This window comes from Pedobacter africanus (genome assembly GCF_040548825.1).
In the GTDB taxonomy this organism is placed as follows: Bacteria; Bacteroidota; Bacteroidia; order Sphingobacteriales; family Sphingobacteriaceae; genus Pedobacter; species Pedobacter africanus_A.
Window position 1 is genome coordinate 147,248 of record NZ_JBEPSL010000001.1, and the last position, 17,741, is coordinate 164,988.

Sequence of the window (17,741 nt, forward strand, 5' to 3'; positions counted from 1 at the left end):
CGACTAACACTCCTGGTTGCGGTTTGGATCAATTAATAATTCAACTAACCGCAGACACCTCTCGTGTGAATATGTAAGGTAGCCTGCTTAAACCAAACTATAACAAATGTATAAAAATTACACCAAGAAATGGGGTATAGCAACACCGTTATACCATAAAATATTGCTAATTATGCGATTAACCACCGTGATATTAATAGCATCGCTACTACAGGTTAGTGCCGCAACATTTGGACAGCGCATTACTATTGATAAGCGCAACGTGGCACTTGAATCTGTTTTGAAGGAAATCCGGAAACAAAGCGGATATGACTTTTTCTACCATGGGAAAATCTTTTCGAAAAACCAGCAGGTGAGTATTTCAGTAAATGAGGTGACTGTTGAAGAAGCGTTAAAGCTGCTCTTTAAAGGTCTTCCGGTAAAATACCAGATTGAGGGTAAGAAGGTCGCTATTAAAGCTGAAGAGGGGAACGCACTTAATAAAGTACTTGAGTGGCTGGCCGAGATTGAGGTGCGTGGTATGCTGGTTGACGAGCAAGGGAACAAACTTTCCGGAGCTACAGTTAGGGTCAAGGGAACGCAAAATAGAACAATCACTGATGCAAACGGATCGTTTTTATTAAAGAACGTTAATGAAAATGCTGTTATAGAAGTTTCTTACATTGGATATATAACCAAAGAACTTAAAGCTACAAGTAATCTGGGCACAATTGCCCTGGTTCCGACATCGGCAAATCTCCTGGAAGTAAATGTGGTGAGCACAGGTTATCAGACATTACCGAAGGAGCGCGCCACAGGAGCCTTCGGGCAGATTGGAAAAGAAGCGCTGAGCCGTCGTCCTGCTTCGAACCTGTCAACTGCTTTACAAGGCCTTGTGGCAGGGATGCAGGCGAAAGAAAATGCAGATGGCTCAGTAAACTTTATCATCAGAGGAAGTACATCGATGTATGCCGACAGATCACCATTAGTAGTTATTGATGGTTTTCCGGTTAGTAATAGCGACTTCTCCTCGATCAACCCGAATGATGTAGAAAGTGTTACTGTACTGAAAGATGCTGCCGCTGCCTCTATTTGGGGAGCTCGTTCGGCGAATGGTGTAATTGTTGTCACCACAAAGAGGGGTACTTCGAAACAGGGGTTAAAGGTGGAAGCAAATGTCTTCAGGCGTATATCCAAATCCCCTGATCTAAACCAGATTATGCTGGCGGCAAATTCTGCTGATCACATTGCAGTGGAAAAAATGGGTTTCGCAAATAACTGGTTTTTTGGCTCTAGTAATTATGGAGGGAGTTTCCCCTCAAATCTTTCGTATTCAATGACTTTGGCACAAGAGCTATTGTATGCCAATAAAAATGGAAAAATAAGTACGACTGTGATGAATTCTAAGTTGGATAGTTTAGGTCTTATCAATAACAAAAGCCAGATTAGTAATGAATTGATGAGGCCGGCGGCTTTATCTCAATACAATGTGAGCTTGAATGATGCGACCGAAAAAACAAAGACCTATGCTTCATTGCTATTTGAAGACAACGATACAAAGTTCAAAGGTTCCGGATATAACCGGTTTGGAATAAATTTTAACAATGAATATAGACCAGCCAGTTTCATAACCTTTAATTTTGGACTTTATTTACAATACCGGGAATTACAAAATAGCGGTGCAACAACAGCGGAATTGCAGGCATTGTCTCCCTATGAAACATTATTAAATCCTGACGGGGGCTATTCACCAAATCTTGCAGGACAGAACAGGGAGATCTTATCCATGTTGCCTTTGAACCTTTTCCCTTATCCTGACTGGAGTTATAATTTATTGCGTGAAGTAAGAGGACGGAAACTCAAGACTCAAGAGTATAGTGCCCGAATTCAAACAGGATTTAACCTGAAAGTGATTAAAGGCTTGACCTTTGATACAAAGCTTCAATATGAGCGTGGCAAAATTGATGTAGACAACTACTATAGTGATGATACCTATTTAGTCCGAAACATGGTTAACACATATTTGGAATACAATAACACGACTAAGACAGTGGGTAAGGTATATATACCAAAAGGTGGAATCGGACAGAGTAACAATACCAATTCTGCTAGTTATGTATTCAGAAACCAGTTGAATTTCATTAAAGACTTGGGTACGAAACACAATATCAATGCAATTGCTGGTATGGAAATTTCACAATATCGTACGGATACAAGGACTAACCCATGGCTTTATGGCTATTTCCCAGACAAACTGCAATCATCGGTGCCGCCTTATGGATACGGAAGTAGCGTTGCCCTGTTGACACACATTACAGGTCCCGCGGTAACACTTGTAAATCCTTTAACACCTAATTCTGGCAGCGCGGGAAATACAACCCTGGGATATAACTTAGACCGGTATATTTCATATTATGGCAATGCATCTTATACTTACGATAGAAAGTATACACTTTCTGCAAGTATCCGTACCGATGCATCCAATTTCATTACAAAGATTTCTTCTCTTCGTTGGGAACCGCTATGGTCACTTGGGGGGCTTTGGAACATAAAAAACGAAGGATTTGTGCAAGAAATCAACTGGATCGACCGATTGACATTTAGAGCGACTTATGGTCGTAACGGAAATGTGGAAAAGTCTTCATCTACCAATACCTTGCTGAATGTTGGCAATTCGCTGAATGCAAATACTGGAACCATAACTGCTACTATTGCAGATAATGGTAACCCTACGCTACGCTGGGAAAAGACGACAACGACCAACATTGGTACAGATTTTATATTGTTCAATGGCAAACTTTCAGGAAAGCTAGACTTGTACCGCAAGGTTGGTTCTGACATTACAGGACTTGTAGCCCTATCTTCGGTCACCGGAACTATTAGTCAGCGTTTCAACAACGCAGGTATCCTGAACAAAGGAATAGAAATCGAACTTGGTACTCAGTTAAATCTTCCACTTCTCCCTATAAGATATACCACTTCTGTGAATTATGCGTACAACAATAACAGGGTAAATAGTTTATACTTTCCTTCAGTGCTAGCTTTCAATATGTTAAATAGCGCGACTGCATTTGTGGAAGGAAAGCCCATTAACCCAATTTATAGTTATAATTATTTAGGCATGGTTGACGGGGTGCCACAACTCGCAGGCCCTGGAGGTATATCTTATCCCATGAATACAACCACCCTGGCCGGTTTACCTGGAATCCCATTTTTGAACTATGAAGGTACGAACATCCCTCCCCATACTTTAGGCTGGTATAATGATTTTAGATATAAAGGATTTCAGTTTTCAGCACTATTTATAGGGAAGTTTGGTGGGGTTTATCGAAATCCGACATTTAACTACGAAAGTGCTTTTGTTGGCTCAAGTAAAACCGTATTAAACCGTTTCGCAGCAGACGTCCTGGCTGGCAGTACCACAATTCCGGGTTTTCCGAAAGCGAATGAAACCAATCAGTTTCGATGGGATAGATACGTTACCAACTTAGCAGGCTTGGTCGAAAGCTCTTCATATATAGAGTGCAAGGAGCTCACATTGGATTATTCAATTCCAGCAAAAAAAATCCAGAAGCTTGGATTTGGCAATCTTAAGGTTTTCGCTCAGGTAAGAGATTTGGGGCTGGTTTGGTCTAACAACGAAAGGAATTATAATCCGGACTGGTTACCTGGAAGTGACCGCCCGCTAACTTCATATACTCTTGGCATTAACCTGTCACTTTAAATTCTTAATTGACATCAATACATCAATATAATCACGATGAAAAAAATTACAAAATTGACATTGATACTGACGTTGATTGCGTTGGCATCTTGTAAGGAATACCTGGAAAAACCCAATAAGTTACAGGCCGATATCCAGACTGCGGACCAATTGGAAGCTTTGATCAATAATGCAACCTTGTTTTCTACAGAAGGGAGCAATCTTACGGCTATTTATTCAACAGATGATACCGAAATTAGTCAGGATCTCATTCGCGCATACCCAACTGCGGTTTCCCTAAGCAACTTGTTTTATTACGTATGGGACGTTGAAAATGTTATTAATGCAGGTTTCGACGACCTCTGGACGGGCGAGTTTAAGAAAGTTTTCACTGCAAATGTAATTCTTAGTAATTTGGATAACGTATCAGGGACTCAGATTCAGAAAGATAGAATAAAAGCAGATGCCTATTTTATACGTGCATTGAGCAACTGGATTTTGGTTAATCACTATTGTAAACCATATGCTCCATCTAATATGGAAAGTCCGGGACTGCCTTTGAAGAAGACCACGGATTACACAGAAAACCTGAGCAGGGCTACGCTGAAAGCGACTTACGATGCAATTTTGTCCGATGTCATTGCGGCACAGACACTGCTGCCAAGTGAGGATGTGGTTGCCAATCAGCGTTGGAGGGTGAGCAGGCGCGCGATTGATGCTTTTCTGTCTCGATTTTATTTATTTACCGGCGATTATGATAAATGTATTCAATCGGCTACGAATGCACTCAGTTCTACAACGGCACAACTGGTCGATTTAAATACCATCGCTAGTGGAACACCGGCCAGCTACACAAACCCAGCTGCGACTCTGAACTATTCAGTATTAAATGATTGGGCTCCTAACCGTTTTCTATATTGGGGAGAATTTTATTACACAAGGTTATCTTACAATATTAACCAGTGGTACATCCCCAGCCAATCACTTAGGGATTTATATGATCCATCCAATGACATGCGGTATCGATTATTTATCATCCCGAATGGCGGACGCCGATTTAGCGTGATCAGCCCTGCTCAGTTTCGGTACTCTTATTTTAATGATGGGAAGTACATCCCCGCCGGACCTACTGTAGCCGAGGTTTTGCTCAACAAAGCTGAAGCACAGGCAAGAAAGGGTGAACTGGCTGAAGCGCTTAGTTCCGTAAATCTACTGCGTCAGAAACGGCTACGTTCATATACCGCACTAACAGCGGCAAATAGTGAAGAGGCGATTAGCAAAATCTTGCAGGAGCGAAGACGGGAATTGCCGTTCGCTTTTCGCTGGATGGACATCCGTCGCTTCAGTGTAAACCAGGATCCGTCGGACGATGTGATAGTTACACGCAATTTTTTTAAAATAACGCCGGCCGGTGTTGAGCTGACAAGTCCTCAGACTTACTCGTTGCCTGTAAATAGTCTACGATACAGTGTTCCTATAAATGGGATTGACATCGCCGCAAGCCAGGGACAGATTCAGCAAAATAATTATTAGTATGGTGTTTAAAATTATTAACATGAAGAACCTTAAAAAACTAATGAGCGCTCGCCTATATTTGGTTTCACTCTTAGTGTTTTTATCTGGATTCAAAGTTGTCGCTCAACAGAGAATATTTGAACCAATAAAGGATCAGAAGGAATTGAACAGGAGAAAGGTAGCCGTTGAAAAATATCCTGACAGCCTCCCGGTCCATAAGTTATACATTGATGGCATGGGAATCCTTAATCCAGATTTAGTGAAGCAATATGATGTCTGGTTAAAGCAGTATCCGAAATCTGCTGTTACCAGATTTGCGATCGGCGACACATTAGCGTCGATCGAGCAGCCATCAGCAAAACGATATCTGCTGGAAGCTATCAAGTTAAATCCAAATATTGCTAAGGCTTATTTTCGTTTAGCCTTCGATGCGGAACGTTGGGGGGATTTCGCAGGTAGTAGGGATTATTTGGCAAAAGCAGTGTTCTACGAGCCTGGTAATCCTAATTATAATTACTATTACGCGAGTAGTCTGCGAAATTTTGATTTGAAAAATTGGCGGAGGCAGAGTTTACACGTCGTTGATAAATTCCCAAAGCATCAACGTGCGGCGCAGGCCTTATACTTTCTCGCAGAAAGATTGACAGATCGGAATGAAAAGAAGAAATATCTAAAAATGCTCTATGACCGTTTCGATGCGGAGAGTAGCTGGTATAGGTTGGGTATGGAAAGTTATCTTGATATGCTATTGTTTCAGGATCCGGACAGTGCGCTGAACTTTGCAAGGGAGATGGCTCTTAAGCCTAAACTCTCTGAAACTTGGAGACCAATTGTAAAGAGCGTTGAACAAGTTGCTAAAGGGATGAAGCTGATTGAGGCCAACCAACCGGCACAGGCGTTGACCTGTTTTGATGCTGTATCAAGCGTTGGCCGTTATGCCTTATTTAATAAAAGATTGCCACTGCTGAAAGCATCTGCCATAGAAAAAATAGGGAAAGCGGACTCTGCATATAATTACTTAATGGGAATCTTTTTGAAGGCCCCTTCCTTTAAGATCAATAATGCGTTGTTAAGCTATGGTGTCAAATTAGGAAAGGATTCCCTTATTGTTAGAAAGGAGATATTTAAGAAAATGTATGCCGGTGCGATTCCTGTCACGGATTTTAAATTGAGAAATTACAAAACTAATAAGGATGTCTCGCTTGCCGATTTGAGAGGTAAAGTCGTCTTGCTGACTTATTGGTTTCCGGGCTGTGGACCATGCAGAGCCGAATTCCCGCATTTTGAAAATGTGCTCAAGCAATTTGTGAATAAGCCAGTTGCCTATATAGGGATTAATATAGACAAACGGCAAAACGAATATGTAGTACCATTTTTGGATAAGAGTAAATACAGTTTTACTGCGCTGGAGGAGCAGGATGGACGGGTAAAAGGCAACCTGGATAATGGTAGAATAGCACCGGTCAATTTTCTTATCGATAAGGATGGCAAAATTCTCTTCTCACGATTCCGTACCGATGATACTAATGAAGATGAGCTGAAGACGATGATAGAGTTGCTCTTGCTTGATGGAGGAACTTAATGTACTGAAAAGGCTGCTTGAGATGGATTGATCCTTAACAAAGGTGGACCAATTATTAAGTGACCAAAAAATGAGCCCGGCATTTTTTATCGGGCTCATTTTTTTGGACTTGAGTTTTAATCTACAGTTATTATAAGATTGAAATATTTGTTTTTATCAGTTTTTTAGTTGGTTATTTTGTTGCCGGTATTCCAGCGGTGTTTGGTTGGTTTTGCGTCGAAAAAGTTTATTAAAGGACTGTGGATAATCGAACCCCAGTCGGTAAGCAATCTCTGCCACCGTAAAATCACTGCTGGTTAGCAGCCATTTTGCTTTCTCTAACAGGTGATCTTGAATATGTTGTTGCGCGCTTCGTCCTGAAAGGTTCCGCAGTAAATCACTCAGATACTTAGGTGACTTGTTCAATTGATCCGCAAGGTAAGCAACAGTGGGAAGACCACTCGAAAGCAGTTGCTTGTCATTGTTGAAGTAAGCGTTTAGTAAGTTTTCAACCTCGGTAATCAATTGGTGGTGTGCTGGTTTACGCGTGATGAATTGCCGCAGATAAAAGCGATGGCTATAGTGCAGCAGTAACTCCAGGTGGGAGATCATAACCTCTTGTGTCAAACCATCTATGGCGGTTTGTAGTTCCTGACGGATATTATCTACGATTCCATTCATCAATGCTTCTTCCTTTTCAGAAAGGAACAGCGCTTCGTTGATGGCATATGAGAAGAAGTTGTAGGTCCCGATTTTTCGCGCTAAGGGGCAACCTCGCAGAAAATCGGGGTGAAAAGCCACGCACCATCCTTCTAATTTGTGGTTTTCAGGAACATTAGCCACAATTTGTCCGGGTGCAAAAAACGACATCAGCCCTTCATCAAAATCATAATAGCCCTGCCCGTAGATCACTTTACCGCTTACTTTTTTCTTCAGGGAGATGCAGTAGAAATTAAGCGCCAATGTCCTGAAACGCTCATCTGAATTATATTTTACGTCTTCCATTCGGAATACATCAATCAGCGGATGATCAGGGCCTGGTAAAGACAATATACGGCGATGTTCGGTGATAGAATTGATAGGGTATGGCGGCGTTCTGCTCATTAACTGTAATATAGTGAAAAGCCATGCAATGTTAAGCCAAATGGAATAACACTGCATGATAAAAGTTTTATCGGTCGATGCTTGTCATTGCATTGGCATCATATCGGTCACCTGTTGATGTGCCTAAAGGGATAATCGTTTCTAAACGATGCATTTCCTCTATTGTAAGGGCTACGTCGCTGGCTGCCATATTCTGCTCTACATATTTTACGCGCTTGGTACCTGGTATCGGTGTATGCCCTTTGGCCAGTACCCATGCGATGGCCAGTTGCGCAGGCGTAATACCTTTTTCTGCGGCTATCTCATTTACAGCACTTGTCAGCTCTAGGTTTTTGTAAAACTGTTCGCCTTGGAATCTTGGCATACTCCTTCTAAAATCATCGGCAGGAAAGTCATCTGGGCTTTTCAATTGCCCTGTCAAAAAGCCCCTACCTAGAGGTGAGTAAGCAATCAAACTGATTCCCAGTTCTGCCAGTGTGACTGTTATCTTTGCTTCTTCCACATCCCTTTCAAACAGTGAATATTCTGTTTGTACAGCTGTAAGTGGATGTACAGCATGTGCTTTACGAATGGTTGCAGATGATACTTCTGATAACCCGATGTATTTTACCTTTCCTTCCTTGACCAATTCTGCCATCGCCTCAACGGTTTCCTCAATGGGTGTGTTGGGGTCTAAACGATGCAGATAATACAAATCAATGTAATCAGTGCCCAAGTTTTTCAACGAACGCTCGGCGGCTTTTTTAACATATGTTTTCGAGCCATTATAGTTCCAAGTCAGTTGTTCGGTATCATCAACTTCATAGCCAAACTTCGTAGAGATGATATACTTGTCGCGGTTGCCTTTGATCGCTTTAGCAATTAACCTTTCATTGAGCCCCGGACCATACATATCAGCAGTGTCTAAAAAATTGCCGCCCAATTCGAGTGAACGATGTAGAGTAGCTATCGCTTCATTTTCTTCAGCTTTTCCATACATATCAAAACCGGCCATGGATGTCATGCCCATACAGCCCAGTCCCACCTCTGGTACTTTCAGCCCTTGCCTACCTAAATTGATTATTTTCATATCACAGATATTTTTATTAACAATACAAAGGTCGGGTACTACTTGACTACTGATGTATCCATTTGGCGGATTATTGTGTCCATACACCCTATATTGTCGGGCGATATTATATTTAGCATTTCAATCTCAATAATTAGTTCTCTAATTCATTTTCTCACTTAGCAAACGGTATTTGTCGACTTTTTTTCTGCTATCATCGATCGCTTCTTTGGAGATAAGATCCGGTGTTTTTTTCTGTGCTTCAATTAGTAGGCCTAGGACTTCTTGTTGATTCTTCACGGCATCTACGTATCTACCAATTTTGCTCTGCAACAATGCCAGGGCATCCAATGTGAAGGTGTTTTTCTGTCCATGCTTTTCAATAATATCAACAGCAAGAATATTAATTTTATGATTAACATTCTCTTGACTCGCAATATAGCAAGCTAAAGCGGCGGCCACCTTAGGTTCTCTTTCAGCCATCTCTTTTAGGTAATTTATGGATGCTTCCTGATTAAATGCAACTAGGATTTGCATTTTACGCTGCCGGTAAGCATAGGACCCACTGGGACTAACCTTAAGAATGCTGTCTAGTAAGTTTATCGCTTCTTCAGGTCTTTTAGCTGTAATTGCGCTATCTACTCTTCCCATATTTTTCGAGAAAATTGAGCTTCCTTTTGCACTCGCAATTTGTTGTTTTTCATATTCTTTTTTTCTTGATTGAATGTCATACTTACCTTCAAGAATTTCCTTTAATACGCTACTGACAAAATTAGGATGACCAATCCAAAGTATTTGTTCGTTCTTAACTACAAAAGTGGCCGGAATACCAGAAATGCCGGCCTTAGTAAGCCATTTGTTGTGCATAGTCCGCTGGTCATCATCGACAATTACATCGAAACGCATTCGATCCTGATTCTTCTGGACAAACTCTTTTACTTTTGGTGTAATTCCAGAATATGCTTGATCTCCTATACGTTCCAGAATGTTTACTCCAATAACCTTCACTTTGCCTTTATATTGGTCAGCGAGATCTGATATATGAGGCATGGCTGCTATACATGGTATGCACCAAGTGGCCCAAAACTCTAGCACATAAATCTTATCTCCTGACAATTTATCTTGTGGAGTTCCTTTAACCCAATGCGAATAAGATAAGGCTGGAATAGGATCACCTATGCTTAATTCCGGTCGCTGTTGTCCGAATAGCATTGTGTGAGTAAGTAATAATATTAATACCGCAGTTGTTTTGTTTATTAACTTTTTCATTGTCTCTCTCCTTAATTATTTAATAGTTCAACTATCATTTTTATTTCTTCATTTATGAAAGCTGGTCCACCCGAGCTTCCTGCAATTTTAAAGCGTATAAAGCCTTCTTTATCAATGATATACTTTGATGGTAAAGCTGTAACACCAAAGCCATTGCTTACTTCATATTTTTTGTCTTCAGCATTTCTTCTATCCATTAGTACGGTAAAGGTGTAGCCATGATCCGTCAACAGTTTTTCTATTCTTGGTTTTGGATCATCACTCCCTCTTTCTGCAGTATTTAAAAATACAAAGACAACTTTTTCATCATTTTTGTGCCTTTCGACGGCACGTTGCATACCTGGAAAGGATTCAAGGCAAGGTTTGCACCATGTTGCCCAAAAATCAATTATCACAGTTTTACCTTTTAAGCTTGCCAGTGACACTTGGTTCCCTTTTAGATCAGGCAACAAAAAGTTAGGAGATTGCTCTTTTATCATCTTATCGGATAAATGTGATTTATACTCTTTAAGAAGTTGCTGCAACAATTCTTGTATGCAAGGCGTATTTCTTTCCCCCGCAGTCAGCAGTGTTTCTGCAATACTTGGAATGACATAGTAGCGATACGATTGATCTTTGATTTTGTCAATGGCGTCTTTGATGGTCCGACAATCCTTGTTTTTTGCGGCCTCATTTGCGACCTTTCCATACAGTATAGAGAGGTCCCGATCACTAAACCGTGTGCTGACTGTTCTGGCAAACTTAAGTTGTTCGTTATAGTCGGATGTAGCATTCAATTTTTCAATCGCGTTGCTGTACGAAAAATCTCCTTTTGGAAATTTTTTAATAGCAACCAGTTTAAGAGAATCTGCTTTCGTTCGCATTCCAGTGCGGTTATAGTAGTTGACGGCTACAATGATTCCATTTTCTTGCTTGCTATTGACATACGATTCCAGTTTTTGTTTCAGTACAATGGGATCTTTTTCATTTGAGAGCGATTGTAGTTGCTTCTGGATGCTCCCTTCTTGTGCAAAACTGAAGGTAGAGAAGGTCAAAAAAAACAAACAGTTAAATATGATTTTCATAGTTGTTAAAGCAAAATGTTAGCTAAAGCACTACCGTCATCCTTGGATAAACGGTAGAGTATTAATTAATATATTATGGATTGTTTTCCATACCTGGATTTGCAGATATGACCCCTCTCGGTAAACGCAGTGTTAACCTTTGTTGCGGGAGTGTAATGGTTTCCAGAGCTTGTCCGGTTTGAGCATTATACAGGTAATGCTCATAGATTTTGTCTTTAAAAAGGGGGTCGTTTGATAACCTCCGCATATCAAGCCAACGCCAGCCATATAAGGCAAATTCTCTGATGCGTTCCTCTATAATGAACTTGATTAAGGCATTTTTATCCATAGTAGGCAACACTGCCTCGGCCTGTGGCATCCTTTTCTGTCTAAAAGATAGCAATATCGCTTTTGCAGCATCCTGGCTACCAATTCTTGCTTCACATTCTGCTTGCATAAGTTCGACATCAGGCAGATATACCCCCTGAGGTACCTGAGATGTAAAGGGACCTATCCGCCTTTTTAGTCCTGTGACCGGAAAGGAGCCAGTACCAAGGTAGGGGGTATTGCTAAATGACTTTAAACGTTGATCGTTCGTGCTGTAAAGCTGGTTCGCCCAAGGAGCGAGCAACAGATCGTTGGATGTGTTCGTCCAGAAAGAACTGGTTATTCTATTCATAAGACTTTGCAGGTTGTTGTTACCGCCGCTCACTGACCAGGTTGGTACTGCATAGGTCACATTATAGTCGTAAATCCTGGTTTCAAAACTGGTAGGAAAGTGTTTTTTTGCCTCTATTATCCATTTCAGTGCTTCTTCATAATTGCCCATAAACCAGTAAATTTTAGCGAGGGTAAGCTCTGCTGCAGATTTACACATTCGTAATCGCATTGGGACATTGACAGGCATTAAAGGTATGGCATCCTTCAGGTCCGTTATCATGTCGTCGTAAACCTGCTGAACGGAAGCCCTGGTGAAACTGGTTTGCGCCACGTCCGCGATCTTGACCAGCGGAATACCAAGGTCGCTTGTGGCAGTGGCAGCATTATATGGCTTTCCATAGTGATTAATAAGCATCATATTAAAGTATGCGCGTGAAGCTTTGGCTTCTGCCTGAAGACTTCGTTTAGCTTCTTCAGTGCCACCCTCACTATCCATCACTTCATTAATCACCTTGTTATAAATATAGATAGCACGCATGGGGTCTTGCAGTTCTGATGCCGTTTCTTCGGGTTCGTAGATATCTGCTTCCCAACGGAATAATCGCTGAAACCTAAGCGGGGAGGCCAGGAAATAGGTGTTCAAAGTGGCGACCTCATCACCCATTACCAAGGTAGGCGCATCGAATCCTATAGATTGAGAATTATAGAACAGATTTTCATATTCAGATATCTTGCTGGCGATTAAACTTCCTTTAGGAGCCACCTCCAAAAAGTCTTTTTTGCATGAGGTCAGTAGGATGCCTGCGCAAAAAAGGATACTGTATTTATTTATTTTGATCATGATTGTTTTTATTAAAGTGATACTCTGAGTCCAAATGCAATAGTGTTTTGCCCTATACGGAGCGCCCTGATTCCCCCAAGGTTATTGGCACTTTGAAATTCCGGATCTATTCCTTCTTTATTCGCTTTCCACAACATAAGGTTGCCAAGCTGTCCGAACACACGGAGTTCGTTACATTTAATTTTGCTCAGCAGAGATTTTGGTAAACTGTAACTCAGTGTTAGATCCCTGACCTTTATAAAGGACGCGTCAATGACATTATTGTCGCCCAGAATATAGTAGTATTCACTTCTTCTACTGCTATTTACACTGGAAGTAGGCACAAATGACGGTACGTCTGTTTTTGTTTCATCACCGGTCTGTTTCCATCTCTTTTCAAAATCTGCATGCAGATTGTTGAAGGAAGTATTTGTACCGGTATAGCGTAAGTTAACATCCTTTCTGGTTACATGGCCGAGGTTAAATACCATGTTTATCTGAAGATCGATAGCTTTGTATTTGAAAAAGTTGCTAAAACCTCCCGACCATTTTGGCTGTCTTGTTCCCATAAATATGACATCTTCAGCTTTCGTAACAAAAGGTACCTTGCTTGTTGAACCATCATTAAGTCGTATCTGCGGATCTCCCAGGGCGTCAAGACCTATAAAATCATAAGCAAACATAGCATATGCTGGATATCCCTGGAGATTTTGCTCAGTCACTTTTGCGTTTCCAGTTGTAACACTTCTTTGGTTGTACGATTTTGTAATCTTGTTACGGTTATATGCGCCATTTAGCAATGTCCGCCACAAAAAATCCGTTGTTCTGATGTTTATTGTTGTTAGTGAAAGCTCTATACCTCTGTTGGTCAGCTCGCCCGCGTTTCCGAGTATTGTCGGAGAGATTGCTACGGCAAATGGGTTGATAAGCATCTGGTCCAGTAGGCCTTCTGTTTTTTTCCAGTACATATCAAAATTTCCGGAGATTCTATTGTTGAATAATCTAAAATCCACGCCCAGGTTTTTGGTCTTGGTCAGTTCCCAGGTAAGTGCCCTGTTGGCGGGGCTGGTGATTCTATAAACTGTTCCTCCTGGTACAGTAAACCCGCTAGGCGCAGTGGCAAGTAAGATATCGTCTGATGATGCTGTTCCAGGTGCCGGAGAAATTCCCGTAAGGCCATATGTGGCGCGTACCTTCAGTTCATTTATCCAGTTGAGTTCCTGCATCCAGTTTTCTCTATGTATATTCCAAAGACCTCCTACGCTATAAACAGGTTTATTCTGCGCCGATTTGTTGACACCAAATAGATTAGATTGATCTATTCTCCAGCTCGCGTTTATACCGTATTTCTCTAAAAAACTGTAGGCTAGATTAGAATAGAAGGAAATTAAACGGGTGTCGATCTGCTGCGAAGTATAGGTGTCGGGATAATAATAGCTAACACCGCCTGTCGATGGATAGAGGACCCCTGACAAAGGGCCGGCAGATAAAGTTTTATAATCTACCGGTCTTACTGTATAGAGGTTGTCATCAAATCCTCTGATCAGCTCTGTAACATTATTCGTCATCATTGATTGGACTTCATTTCCTCCCAATGCGGTGAGTTGATGCTTAAGGTTATTCCAGTTCTTGTTATATACGAGTTGGTTCCTGATGGTCCAGTCCTGACGGGAAGAATTGGTAGTTTGTAATCTCCCGCCTGTTTCAGGCATATAATAGGTGGGTTGTCCGGTAGTTGCGTTGACCGTTGTATAGCTCAGTACTTCTCGTCTGGTGTTAAATGCCCTTTGATCCTCAAATTGTCTGGAATCGTTTTTTGCGCGTGTGTAATTGTATGTTCCTTCATACCGTAATCCTTTGTATAAGTTTACTTGCATTCCTCCATTAAGGCGCATAGCAAGACCACTACTCTTATTATAACCAAAATTTGGTTCATCCAATGGGGTGTACCCTATATTTATCTTCCCAGCATTTTCTACAGCTTTCCGACGTTCATCCGTCATGTACCTCCACGTCAGGTCAAGGTTATTGCCATTAGCATCCTGGAAGAGTTGATAAGGTGTAAATTTTGAATCAAAGCTGGGATAAGGAGTACTATTTCCGATTGTATTGGTAATATCTGTTACCAGATAAAGGCTGATATTTTTATTGAACCTAAAATCTTGTCGTATATTCAGCTTGTATACATCATTTGATGCCGATGGCCTGTTGCCACTGTTCTTATTTCCGGTATAATTAAATGATCCATAGAAGGAGTATTTTTCTGTGCCTCCACCTACTGACAGCGAGTGATTGCTTGTGATTGCGGTACGGTAGAGGAGTTCTGACATCTGTCCGATATTGCTGATGTTAGCCATACTATCCAGCTTCGCATTCGCCTGATCGGCTGTAATTAGGCCCCTGCTCAGATCATATAGTGCCCGCTCATGAGGCGCAACAATTGGGGAAGTACTTCCGTTAATGGTGGCCCAGGGTACTAATGTGGCATCAAATATTTCGCGGGCTTCTTTGATAAAGCTTTTGCTATTTAGCACAGGAAAGTAATTGAGGTCAGGCCTGGGTTGTATACGCACAAAAGAATTGTAGTCTACTTTAAGTTTACTTGCTCCTTTTTGTCCGCTTTTGGTACTGATTACGATGACGCCGTTTGCAGCACGGGCTCCCCAAATCGATGCAGCTGTTGCATCTTTTAAAACGTTGATGTCGACTACATCGTTAGGATTGATCAAGTTGATGTCGTCATAAGGTACCCCATCCACTACGAACAAGGGCGAACGGTTTGTAGTAGAAACCCCATAGCCACCGATATTAACTATGCTGCCAACAGTCGATAATCCACGTATCTGAAATTGATCTGCACCTGGTGCATTGTTTACTGTTAATCCAGGGATTAAGCCATCAAGACGTTGGATAACATTTAGTGTTCCCACACGATCATTGTAAATATTCATATCTGGCTTTGAAACAGATCCTGCACTACGTGCCTTTGCAATTGTTTGATAACCAGTGCTCACTACATTCACCTCGTTCAACTCTCCGGTTGAGATTTCCAGAATTATGTTTCCTAAATCCTTTGCAGCTTTGATCTCCTTCGTCTTGTAGCCGAGGTAAGCGATTTCCAATATCGAGTTTTCATTTACGTTACTTAAACTAAAGGTTCCATTCTCATTGGTTCTTGTTGCGATATTGCTGCCTTTAATCTTAACACTGGCCCCTGGCAGCGGCTGGTTGTCACTACTCAACACACGGCCGGTAATTGTGATGTCTATAAAAGTAGCAATCATCCGATCTAAAAATGTGGGCTTGTCTGCAAAAGTGATGACGACTACTTTGTTGTTTATCTCATATTTTAACGGCTGAGTTTTAAATATCTCCTGTAATACACTTGATAAGTCTTTATTTTTTACATCAATTGTTACGGGCTTTGCATTTTTTAAATTGCTGCTTGTAAAGACAAATTCATAACCACTCTGGTCACTAATCTGGTCTAGGACGTTTCTGAGCGATGCATTTTTGTTCGACAGAGTAATTTGCTGTGCAAATGTACTTGCGCTAACCTGCATAATAGTGGTGATTAAAATCAAGGTGGTGAGCCGCATAATCAATAGTATTTTTTGGACGCAACCATTAGGTCCGGCCAGTTTGCTGGTATATTTTTTATACATTAGTGTTTAGTTTGGTGCAGAAGCTGTCGCGTCGTAAACTTCAAGTTCTGCAGATTCAGTTGATATTTGATTGATTGCTGATGCCAAATAGTCAGATCCCGATTAGTGTCGGGATTTTGGCTTTTGATGGCTTTGGTATTACTTGCTTACTATAATTTTCCTCCCTTCTATTTTAAAGTTTACGGCATTTGTTTTCCTTAAGATTTCCAGAACATCCCTGATGCTTCGACCTTTATTTATTCGTGCATTAAATCCCTCTGTTGGTAATTCGCCATCATAGTTTATTTCTACATTGTACCATCTTGATATTTTTCTCATGATACTGGTAATATCTTCGTCGTAAAAGCTGAAGTAGCCCTTTTGCCATGCAATCGTTTCTGCTGCATTTGCCGTCGTAGTTTCTATTTTGTTATTGATTTTGATGGCCTGTTGGTTTGGCTTTAGGGTTACTTGGTTGTTGATTCTTACACTACCTTCCAGTAACGTGGTTTTTGTACTGGGTTCATCGGCGTAGGCATTTATGTTAAAATGGGTTCCCAGCACTTCCACTTCCTGTCCTAAACTTTTTACAATGAAGGGTCTGGACTTATCTTTTGCAACTTCGAAATATCCTTCTCCTGTTAGTTGAACGCTGCGTTTTTTTTGTTTGTTGAGGACTGTTGAATAAGTTAAACTGGAAGCAGCATTCAGGTAAACAAGGGATCCGTCTGGTAAACGTATTTGATAGGTCTCACCTTTGGCCGTTGACAGCGTATTCAGGCTGTTTGGATTTATTTTGGATGATATATCACCTTTACCAGGTGGCAAGATAGTATAAACAACTTGGCCACTTGCAGTTTTAGATATGGTGACTCCAATTTCTTTAGCAAGCTCACCATTCCCGGTATCTTTCAGCCTGATTTTTTTACCGTTAGACAGGGTTAGGGTTGCCCCAACCTGTCCCGGATTTATTTTTTCGTTTGTGATTGTAGCTATCCTTTCAGGATTTTTCGTTCGTATCCGCAGTTGGTAAAATACCAATAAACCCACCAATGCAATCGTGGCCACCCAACCCATTTTCCATTTATAAAATTGTTGGATAATAGGATTTGGACCAGTCTCTTTTTCAGTTTTAATTGTATCCTGAAATTGTTTCCATCGACCCAAAACATCGATTTCTTGAAGTTTTTTTGCTTCAATCCTAAGGTTCTGATCATCCATTATTCTGTTGAAAATAATCCTCCTGTATGACTTTTCAGCCAGCCATTGATCGAGTTCTTTTTTCTCTTCGGGAGATAGGATATTCTGCTTTGCACGCAGGATCAGATCAGATGCATTTTCCATAAAATCAGAATGTTTACCTGTAAGACGTTGAAGTTTGAAAAACAACCAAAG

The 17,741-nt window shown here is 41.1% G+C and carries 10 protein-coding genes; 3 read left to right on the plus strand and 7 right to left on the minus strand.

Annotated features, from left to right (window positions below):
- Positions 1-172 precede the first annotated feature (172 nt).
- Genes ABIE26_RS00615 through ABIE26_RS00625 form a run of 3 tightly spaced genes read left to right on the plus strand, consistent with a single transcriptional unit; the run spans position 173 to position 6,779 of the window.
- The gene (locus ABIE26_RS00615) at positions 173-3,703 is read left to right on the plus strand and encodes a SusC/RagA family TonB-linked outer membrane protein (protein ID WP_310141228.1); all 3,531 of its coding nucleotides are present in this window, start codon (positions 173-175) and stop codon (positions 3,701-3,703) included.
- Between the two features lie 36 nt (positions 3,704-3,739).
- On the plus strand, positions 3,740-5,215 hold the full coding sequence (locus ABIE26_RS00620) for a RagB/SusD family nutrient uptake outer membrane protein (RefSeq protein ID WP_310141225.1): 1,476 nt from the start codon (positions 3,740-3,742) through the stop codon (positions 5,213-5,215).
- Positions 5,216-5,237: 22 nt separating this feature from the next.
- Positions 5,238-6,779 (plus strand): redoxin domain-containing protein, encoded by a 1,542-nt coding sequence (locus ABIE26_RS00625; protein ID WP_310141224.1) that lies wholly within the window; start codon positions 5,238-5,240, stop codon positions 6,777-6,779.
- Positions 6,780-6,935: 156 nt separating this feature from the next.
- Here the strand turns inward: ABIE26_RS00625 and ABIE26_RS00630 are convergent, their stop codons facing one another.
- The 7 genes from ABIE26_RS00630 to ABIE26_RS00660 all read right to left on the minus strand — a co-directional run bounded on the left by ABIE26_RS00630 (position 6,936) and on the right by ABIE26_RS00660 (position 17,690).
- Entirely contained in the window at positions 6,936-7,862 is a 927-nt protein-coding gene (locus tag ABIE26_RS00630) for a helix-turn-helix domain-containing protein (protein WP_310141222.1), read from the minus strand.
- 67 nt (positions 7,863-7,929) lie between these two features.
- Positions 7,930-8,931 (minus strand): aldo/keto reductase, encoded by a 1,002-nt coding sequence (locus tag ABIE26_RS00635; RefSeq protein ID WP_310141220.1) that lies wholly within the window; start codon positions 8,929-8,931, stop codon positions 7,930-7,932.
- 141 nt (positions 8,932-9,072) lie between these two features.
- Positions 9,073-10,179, minus strand: a complete 1,107-nt coding sequence (locus tag ABIE26_RS00640) for a TlpA disulfide reductase family protein (RefSeq protein ID WP_310141218.1) — start codon at positions 10,177-10,179, stop codon at positions 9,073-9,075.
- Between the two features lie 11 nt (positions 10,180-10,190).
- The gene (locus ABIE26_RS00645) at positions 10,191-11,243 is read right to left on the minus strand and encodes a TlpA family protein disulfide reductase (protein WP_310141216.1); all 1,053 of its coding nucleotides are present in this window, start codon (positions 11,241-11,243) and stop codon (positions 10,191-10,193) included.
- A 73-nt stretch (positions 11,244-11,316) separates the two neighbouring features.
- Positions 11,317-12,723: a RagB/SusD family nutrient uptake outer membrane protein gene (locus ABIE26_RS00650; protein WP_310141214.1), complete on the minus strand. Its 1,407-nt coding sequence runs from the start codon at positions 12,721-12,723 to the stop codon at positions 11,317-11,319.
- A gap of 11 nt (positions 12,724-12,734) precedes the next feature.
- Complete coding sequence (locus tag ABIE26_RS00655) at positions 12,735-16,367, minus strand: SusC/RagA family TonB-linked outer membrane protein (protein WP_310141213.1); 3,633 nt, start codon at positions 16,365-16,367, stop codon at positions 12,735-12,737.
- 138 nt (positions 16,368-16,505) lie between these two features.
- Positions 16,506-17,690 (minus strand): FecR family protein, encoded by a 1,185-nt coding sequence (locus ABIE26_RS00660; protein WP_310141212.1) that lies wholly within the window; start codon positions 17,688-17,690, stop codon positions 16,506-16,508.
- Positions 17,691-17,741: the final 51 nt, after the last annotated feature.

Coding starts and splice junctions, on each gene's coding strand:
- ABIE26_RS00615 (WP_310141228.1), top strand. CDS start 173: ATGCGATTAACCACCGTGATATTAATAGCATCGCTACTACAGGTTAGT.
- ABIE26_RS00620 (WP_310141225.1), top strand. CDS start 3,740: ATGAAAAAAATTACAAAATTGACATTGATACTGACGTTGATTGCGTTG.
- ABIE26_RS00625 (WP_310141224.1), top strand. CDS start 5,238: ATGAAGAACCTTAAAAAACTAATGAGCGCTCGCCTATATTTGGTTTCA.
- ABIE26_RS00630 (WP_310141222.1), bottom strand. CDS start 7,862: ATGAGCAGAACGCCGCCATACCCTATCAATTCTATCACCGAACATCGC.
- ABIE26_RS00635 (WP_310141220.1), bottom strand. CDS start 8,931: ATGAAAATAATCAATTTAGGTAGGCAAGGGCTGAAAGTACCAGAGGTG.
- ABIE26_RS00640 (WP_310141218.1), bottom strand. CDS start 10,179: ATGAAAAAGTTAATAAACAAAACAACTGCGGTATTAATATTATTACTT.
- ABIE26_RS00645 (WP_310141216.1), bottom strand. CDS start 11,243: ATGAAAATCATATTTAACTGTTTGTTTTTTTTGACCTTCTCTACCTTC.
- ABIE26_RS00650 (WP_310141214.1), bottom strand. CDS start 12,723: ATGATCAAAATAAATAAATACAGTATCCTTTTTTGCGCAGGCATCCTA.
- ABIE26_RS00655 (WP_310141213.1), bottom strand. CDS start 16,367: ATGTATAAAAAATATACCAGCAAACTGGCCGGACCTAATGGTTGCGTC.
- ABIE26_RS00660 (WP_310141212.1), bottom strand. CDS start 17,690: ATGGAAAATGCATCTGATCTGATCCTGCGTGCAAAGCAGAATATCCTA.